This is a genomic window from Pseudomonas folii, from assembly GCF_014357575.1.
Classification (GTDB): domain Bacteria; phylum Pseudomonadota; class Gammaproteobacteria; order Pseudomonadales; family Pseudomonadaceae; genus Aquipseudomonas; species Aquipseudomonas folii.
In genome coordinates, this window is the sequence record NZ_JACONW010000195.1 from 1 (window position 1) to 8,664 (window position 8,664).

An 8,664-nucleotide genomic window follows, 5' to 3' on the forward strand; every position below is an offset into this window, starting at 1 on the left:
ACAGGAAATGCGTTTTCTGTAGCCTGACGCTCAAATCTTCAAACCGGCATATCCCCCAGAATCGTCGCCCGGTGCATGACTCGTCGCTGCGGCCGGTAGTCGTCCACGGCGTAATGCTGAGTGACGCGGTTGTCCCAGAAGGCCACGTCATCAGCCTGCCAGCGCCAGCGAATGGTGAACTCAGGGCGGGTCACGTGGCTGAAAAGAAAGCTCAGGATCGCCGCACTTTCCGTTTCACTCAGCTCGTTGATACGCGATGTGAAGCCGTCGTTGACGAACAGCGATTTGCGGCCACTGACCGGATGCGTGCGGATCACCGGGTGCGAGATCGGCGGGTATTGGCGGCGGGTCTGTTCCCAGCGGGCAATGTCTTCAGGCGTGGTGCCGAAGCGCGCCAAGGGAAACGAGCGGGTGAAGTCGTGCGTCGCAGTCAGCCCCTCGAGAAGCGTTTTCAAGGGCAGTGACAACGCCTCGTAGGCTGCAATGCCGCTGGCCCACAACGTGTCGCCACCGTATTCGGGCAAGTGTTTTGCGCTGAGCACCGCGCCCAGCGCGGGCGTCGGCAGGAACGTCACGTCGGTGTGCCAGATGGCGTTATCGCGTACGTCGGTGACGGCGGTATCGAGGATCAACACCTCGGGTTGTTCCGGCACACTCGGGTAGATCGGGTGAATGTGCAGATCCCCAAAACCAGCGGCAAACCGCGCCTGTTGTCTGGGTGTCAGTGGCTGATTGCGAAAGAACAGCACCTGATGTTCAAGCAGCGCCTGCTCGATGGCATCGCGTTGCTCGTGGTTCAGCTCCTGGCTCAGATCAATGCCGCTGATCTGTGCGCCGAGGGCAGGGCTTAGGGGGGAGATCTGGAAGTTCATCATAAGATCCGGGTTTCTGCGGAGTTCGTCGTAGGACCGGCTTTAGCCGGGAGGGGGACAGTATTCCTGACGAAGTAGTTTATGGAATGTACCGGCCCCCTCCCGGCTAAAGCCGGTCCTACGAGGTCTGTGGAGATCTATGGGGCAGAATCATTAATGACTCTGCCCATGCCACGGCACCAGCTTGCGTTGCAGCGCGCGCAAACCCATTTCCATGGCAAAGGCGATCAGGGCGATGACGAGGATTCCCAGCACCACGACATCGGTCACCAGAAACTGCGCCGCTGACTGGACCATGAAGCCCAAACCGCTGGTTGCCGCGATCAGTTCGGCAGCCACCAAAGTAGACCAGCCGACACCCAGTCCGATGCGCACGCCGGTGAGGATTTCCGGCAGGGCGCTGGGCAGGATCACATGGCGAATCAACTGCCAGCGAGTCGCACCCAGGGATTGCGCGGCGCGCAGTCTGGTCGGGTCAACGGTGCGCACGCCCGTCGCGGTGGAGATGGCGATGGGAGCGAAAATCGCCAGGTAGATCAGCAGCACTTTGGAGAATTCGCCGATGCCGCACCAGATCACGATCAGCGGCAAATACGCCAGCGGCGGGATAGGGCGGTAGAACTCGATCAGCGGATCGAAGATGCCGCGGGCAATGCGGTTGCGGCCAATGGCGATACCCACCGGAATAGCCGTGAGTACGGCGACCAACAGCGCCAGGCCGATGCGTTGCAAGCTCGCGCCCAAATGCTGCCAGAGGGTGGAATCCATGTAGCCGGTGGTCATCAGTAGCCAGGCTTTTTCCAGCACAGCCGAGGGTGGCGGCAGAAACAGCGGTTCGATAAACGCCGCGGCCGTTACTGCCCACCACGCGGCCAACAGCACCACCAGCGTCAGCACACTGATCGCGCGGGTGTTGAGGTTCCAGCGCACAGGCGTGACGCTTGGTTTATCGGTTTCAGTCGCGGTGTTCTGTAATTCATAACTGCTCATGCGTGTTGCTCCCGAGAGACGCCGCGTTGGGAAAACACGCTGGCCAACACGTGCTCCCGGGTGTCGATGAACCGCGGGTCAGATTTGATCGAGCGGGCCGACTCTCCAGCTGCATAACGCTGCCCGAAGTCCAGTTGCAGGCGTTCGGCGATATGCCCCGGGTTCGGTGCCAGCAGAATCAGATCGGTGGCGAGGAATACGGCTTCTTCGATGTCGTGGGTGATCAGAAACACCGGCTTGGCAGTACGCTGCCAGACTTGCAGCAGCAGCTCTTGCATTTGTTCGCGAGTGAACGCATCCAGTGCGCCAAACGGCTCGTCCATCAGCAGCACACGGGGATCAGCCGCCAGCGCACGCGCCAGGCCAACACGTTGCTTCTGGCCGCCGGAGAGCTGCCATATCTGGCGCTGGTCGAAACCGGCCAGGTCCACCAGTGCGAGCATTTCTCTGGCCTTTGCTTCACGCTGCTCGCGGGGTACACCAGCCAGCTGCAGGCCGAAGGCGACGTTGGTCAGCACGTCCTGCCAGGGCAGTAATGCATCGTCCTGAAACACCACGCCACGCTCTGCACTCGGGCCTTCGACCCTGACGCCGTCGAGGCTGATGCTGCCAGCACTGGGCGGCACGAAACCGGCAATCAGATTCAGCAGCGAGGTTTTGCCGCTCCCCGACGGCCCCAGCGCTACCAGCAATTGCCGGGGACCGAGGCTGAGGGAAATATCCGCCAGCACCGGCTCGGGCGCGCCGGGATACTGTGCGCTGATGCGCTCCAGTTTGAGCAAAGCCATGGGTTGAACTCCGCTTATTGAGTGATGAATTGGTTGCTGACGTAAGGCGCGTAATCAGCCAGTACTGCATCGACCTTGCCTTGCTCCTTGAGGAACGCAGCCGTCTTGGTCACGGCGTCGATGGTCGGTGCGCCGAGCAGGGCGCTTTGGTCTGCGGCCAGCGGGTAGACGTTGCCTTGCAACAGGCCAGGGATGTCCGAGGTTTTCGCGCCGGAGAGTTTCACCAGCTTGTCGACATTGCTGGACTTGGCCAGCCAGGCGGCTGGATCCTTGCGGTAGTCGGCGTAGGCGTCGAGGGTGACTTTGGCGAAGGATTTGACGATTTCGGGGTGCTTTTCGGCGAAGTCCTTGCGCACGATCCAGGCGTCGAAGGTCGGTGCGCCGACCTTGGCCAGTTCGCCGGAGGTGATCAGCACTTTGCCGGTTTCCTTGGCAACACCCAGCGCCGGGTCCCAAACGTAGGTGGCGTCGATGTCGCCGCGTTTCCAGGCGGCGGCGATCGCAGGTGGCGCGAGGTTGAGAATGGTGACTTTCGACGGGTCGATATTCCAGTGTTTCAACGCAGCCAACAGGCTGTAGTGACCCGTGGACACGAACGGTACTGCGATTTTCTTGCCGATCAGATCCTGAGGGGAATTGATCCCCGAACCGTTGCGTGCGACCAAGGCTTCGGCGGCGCCAATCTGCGTCGCGATCAGGAAGGTTTCAACCGGCAGCTTGCGGGTCGCAGCTGCGGTGAAAGGGCTGGAGCCGAGGTAGCCGATCTGCACATCACCGGAGGCAATGGCAGTGATGACGTCGGCACCGTTTTCGAATTTACGCCAAGAGATTTTCGAGTCGGTGGCTTTTTCGTAGGCGTTATCGGCCTGAGCAACTTTGGCCGGGTCGACGGTGGTTTGATAGGCGACGGTGAAGTCCGCGGCTTGAGCCAGACACGAAGCGCCAGTCAACGACAGCGCCACCAGAAGGCGAAGAGGGAAGTGCAGTTTCATCATGAAGCTCCGAATCAGGCTGGCCGGGGGGACTGGCTGAAGCAGGAGACTAAATGATCTAAGAAACTCTAAATAAATAACCTTTTTGCATTAGCTTATGAGCGATTTCGTTAAGAGATCGCTCATGGATCTTCTGCTGAATCAGAGCTTTATTTCCAGACAGCTTCCTCGACATTGATCTTCTTCGGAAGCAGTTTGTTCTGGAAAAAAAGATCCGCCGTCGCCTGCTGTGCGGCGATGATTTTTGCGTCCACTGGCAGGATCGGCGACGGTGGCCGGTTGTCCAGGTAGCGGGTGATCACCGGTTCTGGCAAGCCCATGGAGTTGGTCAGGATGTCGATGCTCTGCTGGCGCTGGCTACGGGTCAGGGCTTCGGCAGCGGTGAGTTCTTCCAGCACGGCGTGAATAAAGTCTGCGTGTTGATTGGCGTAGTCGCGACGTGCGCTGTAGATCGGGCCGGACAAGTCCAGTCCGGTGCCGTCGGCCAGCAGGCGGCTGTGACCTTCGATCAGCGCCAGCGAGGCATACGGGTCCCAGATTGCCCAGGCATCAACGCTGCCTTGCTCGAAGGCGGCACGGGCGTCGGCGGGGGTGAGGTAGATCGGTTGGATATCCTTGAAGCCCAACCCGGCTTTGTTCAGTGCTCGCAACAAGACGTTGTTGGAACTGGAGCCTTTCTGGAAGGCGACTTTCTTGCCTTTCAAATCGACAACGCTTTGCAGCGGACTGTCCTTGCGCACCAGGATGGTTTCCGCGGCAGGCTTGGCGGGTTCAGCACCCACGTAAACCAGATCGGCGCCGGCCGCCTGAGCAAACAGCGGCGGGATATCGCCGGTGGAACCTAAATCCAGCGCGCCGATGTTGAGCGCTTCAAGCATTTGAGGGCCGGCGGGAAATTCGATCCACTGTATTTTGGTGTCGGCAAAGCGTTTTTCCAACAGGCTTTTTTCCTTGGCAATTACCAAAGCGATGGAGCCTTTCTGATAGCCGACACGCAGGGTTTGCGGGTCTGCCGCCAAGGCAGAGTGGGCCGATGCAAGGCCAATCAGGCCTGCGAAGAGTAATGCGATGGATTTCATTTTTGCTCGCTTATCTCTGACTGCAAATAAATCGTCAGGCTAATGAGGATCCCTTGTGGGAGCGGTGCTTGGTCTGGGCGGCATTCCGACGATACATGAGACGCGGATTGACGACATACCGCGTTATCGTTTATCGCGGGCAAGCACCGCTCCCACAAGGGAGGTTGCATTCCGCAGGGAGGTGCATTTATTGGCTTTGGATTCACTCCGCCAACGACGGCTTCTCCCACAGGTTGATACCGCCTTCCTGGGCGAAGCGGTCGATTTCGGTCAGTTCTTCCTGGCTGAACTCAAGGTTCTTCAGCGCTTCGACGTTCTCGACGATTTGCTCAGGGCGGCTCGCACCAATCAAGGCCGAGGTCACGCGTGGATCACGGAGTGTCCAGGCCAACGCCATTTGCGCCAGGCTCTGGCCGCGACGTTTGGCGATTTCGTTCAGTGCCCGCACGTGAGCAATGTTGGCTTCGGACAAGTGCGACGCCTGCAACGAACCGCCCCCCGGGCGATTGACCCGGGCATCCTGCGGCACACCGTTGAGGTATTTGTCCGTCAACAAACCTTGAGCCAGTGCGGTGAAGACGATCACCCCGGCGCCCAGTTCCTCGGTGGTGTCCAGCAGGTCTTTTTCGACCCAGCGATTAAGCAGGTTGTAGGCGGGCTGGTGAATCAACAATGGCACTTTCCACTCTTTCAGCAGCGCAGCGATTTCACGGGTTTTGCTGCCGGAGTAAGAAGAGATACCGATATACAGCGCCTTGCCCTGTTGCACGGCAGTGGCCAGGGCGCTGGCGGTTTCTTCCAGTGGCGTGTCCGGGTCGAAGCGGTGCGAGTAGAAGATGTCCACGTAATCCAGGCCCATGCGCTGCAAGCTCTGATCGAGGCTGGCCAGCACGTATTTGCGCGAGCCTCCGCCCTGCCCATAAGGGCCGGGCCACATGTCCCAGCCGGCTTTGGTGGAGATGATCAGCTCATCGCGATACTGCTTGAAGTCCTCCCGGAACAGTTTGCCGAAGTTGCTCTCGGCGCTGCCGTAGGGTGGGCCATAGTTGTTGGCCAGATCGAAGTGATTGATGCCCAGGTCGAACGCCGTACGCAGCATGGCGCGTTGGGTGTCGAGCGGTGTGCTGTCGCCGAAGTTGTGCCAAAGGCCCAACGACAGTGCAGGCAATACCAGCCCACTGCGGCCGGTGCGGCGATAGGGGATTTTTTCGTAGCGGTTTTCGGCAGCGGTATAAGTCATTGTGGGTCTCGTTGGGTAGTCGAAGACGGAGTCGCTTGCGCTGGCCAGTGATAAAACTCCAGGCCCAGAGCGCTGCGATTTTTGAAGCCCTTCCAGTAAGTGTGATCAGGTTTTTCGCGTCCGGTTTCGTCTTTCGACCATTTGCCGTCGGCGGCCCGTGGCACAAGCGTCAACCACGGCTGGCGATCAATGCTTTTGAGTTGTTGGTCGAGAAAGGCCAGGACAAATTGCTGATTGATGTTGTTGATGCGGCTGCTGTCCCAGACCGGCTCAGCATAGGCGGAAAAATCGTCGGGGTGGCTGCTCGCGGCTGCAGGCGGAGGATTAGGCGCAATGTTATGTCGGGCGTTTTCGTAAACCAGCAGGTAGCGGTCCGCGTTTTTTGCGCCCTCCGCCAGGCGTCTGACCCCATCAGCGTAACCGGCCACATCGTCCTGATCACCGGCGATGAACAGGCTGGGTACACGCAATCCCGCCAGCCCTTTCTCATCGAACAGGTTTTGCTGTCCTCCCCATGGGGCGAAGGCGATCAGCGCTTTGATGCGTATGTCTCTTTTAGCCTCGAAATCCGGGTTGCCCGCTTGTCTGGCCTGCAAGGCAGCGCCGGGGACAAAGCGTAACGCCGCCGCGCCAGTGCCGACGCCTGCAGCGTTCAACACGCCGTAGCCGCCCATGGAGTAACCGAGCAGCGCGGTGTGGCTGACGTCAATCTTTCCGGCAAATGGATTGCCACTGCCTGACTTCGCCCACTCCGTGACCTGGTCCAGCACGAACAGAATATCCAGAGGACGGTTGAGCAGCGTACTGGCGAAACCGGCCCGGTCGGCGCGGGTGGATTCCGTGTGATCGATGGCGACGACTACATAGCCGTGGGAGGCGAGGAACTCGGTCAGGTAACTCATCTGCAAGCGTGAGCCCGGATAACCGTGGGACACGATCACCAGCGGAAACGCTTTGTCCTTGAGCGGCTGTGCCTCGCGTGCAGCGCGGCCTTCGAACGTGAACGCGGTATTGGGCCGGGCCGGATTGTTGGCGCCCGCACCCAGCACATCGGTATAAGTGCTCAGCTCGGCCTGCCCGGTTTTCAGTTGTGCGGGATACCAGACTTCCAGACGCAGCGGCCGGTCATAGCGCGGATTGCTGTCGGCACTGGTAGCCGCGAGGATATTGAGCTGATCTCGATGAATCACGTCAACGGTCCGCACGCCTACCTGATAAGCACCGCGTGCCGCCAGTTCAGGTGCATCCGGGCGCGGGTCGCCATTGAGCGCGAGCGCGCTGCACGACAGGCTCCATACCAGCAGCAGGCTGACAACTTTCAAGGGGCCGTAATTCATCAGAATCCTCCGGCAAAACGATGACGTGGCCGTTGCAGGCCGAGGTTTTCCCGCAACGTACTGCCGGTGTACTCCGTGCGGAACAGGCCACGACGTTGTAGTTCAGGCACCACGTAACGAGCAACGTCTTCAAGACCGCCGGGCAGGTGCGGCACTAGCACATTGAAGCCGTCGGCAGCGCGTGCTTCGAACCAGGTTTGCAGTTGATCAGCGATTTGCGGCGCAGTGCCGATCAGGCTGTAATGACCGCGACCTCCGGCAATGCGACGGCCCAATTGGGCAAGGGTCAGGTTTTCATCTCGGGACAGTTGGGTCAGCAGCTTCTGGCGACTTTGCTGCCCGGTATCGGTCAATGGCAAAGGCGGCAGCGGTTCGTCTAGGGCGTAACCGGACAGGTCGAAATTGCCCAGCATCCGCCCCAGCAAGGCAACGCCGACTGTGGGTTCTACCAGTTCCTGAAACGCTTCGAACTTCTCCCGGGCCAGGGCTTCGCTGTCGCCCACCACCACGAGCACGCCGGGCATGATTTTCAGGCTGTCAGGATCGCGACCGAAGCGCGTCATGCGACCTTTGATGTCGGCATAGAACGCTTGGGCATTGGCCAGTGAGGTTTGCGCGGTGAACACCACTTCAGCGGTTTCAGCCGCCAGGTCGCGGCCGACTTCCGAAGAGCCCGCTTGCACGACCACCGGTTGACCCTGAGGTGAGCGGGCTACGTTCAGCGGGCCTTTGACCCGGAAATGTTCGCCCTGGTGATCCAGCACATGCAACTTGGCCGGGTCGTAATATTCGCCGCTGGCTTTGTCGCGCAGAAAGGCATCGTCTTCCCAACTGTCCCACAGCCCGGTCACGACCTTATGAAACTCGCGAGCGCGGCTGTAGCGTTCGGCGTGACCGATGTGTTCATCGCGACCGAAGTTCTGTGCTTCGGCGGCGGCATCGGAAGTCACGAGGTTCCAGCCCGCACGGCCACCGGACAAATGATCCAGCGACGCGAACTTGCGCGCCACGTGATACGGCTCGTTGTAACTGGTGGTTGCAGTGCAGATCAGGCCGATATGTTCGGTGACTGCGCTGAGCGCTGACATCAGGGTCAGCGGTTCGAAATGATCGGAGCGCGCCATGTGACTGGCGCTCTCACCTGTTGCAGCAGCCACGCTGTCAGCAACGAACAGCGCGTCGAATTTTGCTGCTTCGGCCACTTGGGCCAAATGTCTGTAATGCTTGAAATCCAGCCCGGCGTTGGCCGGTACATCCGGATGCCGCCAGGCCGCCACATGGTGCCCGGTGGCCATGAGAAAAGCGCCGAGGCTGAGTTGGCGAGGTGTGTTGCTCATTTGGTGGTCCTTGTTTCGTCGTTCATCTG

At 59.9% G+C, this 8,664-nt stretch carries 8 protein-coding genes; all 8 read right to left on the reverse strand.

Annotated elements, in window-relative coordinates:
- Positions 1-38 precede the first annotated feature (38 nt).
- Positions 39-875: a taurine dioxygenase gene (tauD, locus tag H8S59_RS24545; RefSeq protein ID WP_425504604.1), complete on the reverse strand. Its 837-nt coding sequence runs from the start codon at positions 873-875 to the stop codon at positions 39-41.
- Positions 876-1,025: 150 nt separating this feature from the next.
- Complete coding sequence (gene tauC, locus H8S59_RS24550) at positions 1,026-1,862, reverse strand: taurine ABC transporter permease TauC (RefSeq protein ID WP_187523101.1); 837 nt, start codon at positions 1,860-1,862, stop codon at positions 1,026-1,028.
- Positions 1,859-2,650 (reverse strand): taurine ABC transporter ATP-binding subunit, encoded by a 792-nt coding sequence (gene tauB / locus H8S59_RS24555; RefSeq protein WP_187523102.1) that lies wholly within the window; start codon positions 2,648-2,650, stop codon positions 1,859-1,861. Before tauB ends, tauC begins: the two co-directional genes overlap by 4 nt.
- 14 nt (positions 2,651-2,664) lie before the next feature.
- On the reverse strand, positions 2,665-3,642 hold the full coding sequence (tauA, locus tag H8S59_RS24560; RefSeq protein ID WP_187523107.1) for a taurine ABC transporter substrate-binding protein: 978 nt from the start codon (positions 3,640-3,642) through the stop codon (positions 2,665-2,667).
- A 149-nt stretch (positions 3,643-3,791) separates the two neighbouring features.
- On the reverse strand, positions 3,792-4,721 hold the full coding sequence (locus tag H8S59_RS24565; protein ID WP_187523103.1) for a sulfonate ABC transporter substrate-binding protein: 930 nt from the start codon (positions 4,719-4,721) through the stop codon (positions 3,792-3,794).
- Between the two features lie 202 nt (positions 4,722-4,923).
- Entirely contained in the window at positions 4,924-5,961 is a 1,038-nt protein-coding gene (gene mgrA / locus H8S59_RS24570; protein ID WP_187523104.1) for an L-glyceraldehyde 3-phosphate reductase, read from the reverse strand.
- Positions 5,958-7,298: an alpha/beta hydrolase family protein gene (locus H8S59_RS24575; protein ID WP_187523105.1), complete on the reverse strand. Its 1,341-nt coding sequence runs from the start codon at positions 7,296-7,298 to the stop codon at positions 5,958-5,960. Before H8S59_RS24575 ends, mgrA begins: the two co-directional genes overlap by 4 nt.
- Positions 7,298-8,635, reverse strand: a complete 1,338-nt coding sequence (locus tag H8S59_RS24580; RefSeq protein ID WP_187523106.1) for an LLM class flavin-dependent oxidoreductase — start codon at positions 8,633-8,635, stop codon at positions 7,298-7,300. Before H8S59_RS24580 ends, H8S59_RS24575 begins: the two co-directional genes overlap by 1 nt.
- Positions 8,636-8,664 lie beyond the last annotated feature (29 nt).

What these genes read in the sequence shown, in the direction of transcription:
- tauD (WP_425504604.1), bottom strand. Translation starts at nt 875, where the DNA reads ATGATGAACTTCCAGATCTCCCCCCTAAGCCCTGCCCTCGGCGCACAG.
- tauC (WP_187523101.1), bottom strand. Translation starts at nt 1,862, where the DNA reads ATGAGCAGTTATGAATTACAGAACACCGCGACTGAAACCGATAAACCA.
- tauB (WP_187523102.1), bottom strand. Translation starts at nt 2,650, where the DNA reads ATGGCTTTGCTCAAACTGGAGCGCATCAGCGCACAGTATCCCGGCGCG.
- tauA (WP_187523107.1), bottom strand. Translation starts at nt 3,642, where the DNA reads ATGAAACTGCACTTCCCTCTTCGCCTTCTGGTGGCGCTGTCGTTGACT.
- H8S59_RS24565 (WP_187523103.1), bottom strand. Translation starts at nt 4,721, where the DNA reads ATGAAATCCATCGCATTACTCTTCGCAGGCCTGATTGGCCTTGCATCG.
- mgrA (WP_187523104.1), bottom strand. Translation starts at nt 5,961, where the DNA reads ATGACTTATACCGCTGCCGAAAACCGCTACGAAAAAATCCCCTATCGC.
- H8S59_RS24575 (WP_187523105.1), bottom strand. Translation starts at nt 7,298, where the DNA reads ATGAATTACGGCCCCTTGAAAGTTGTCAGCCTGCTGCTGGTATGGAGC.
- H8S59_RS24580 (WP_187523106.1), bottom strand. Translation starts at nt 8,635, where the DNA reads ATGAGCAACACACCTCGCCAACTCAGCCTCGGCGCTTTTCTCATGGCC.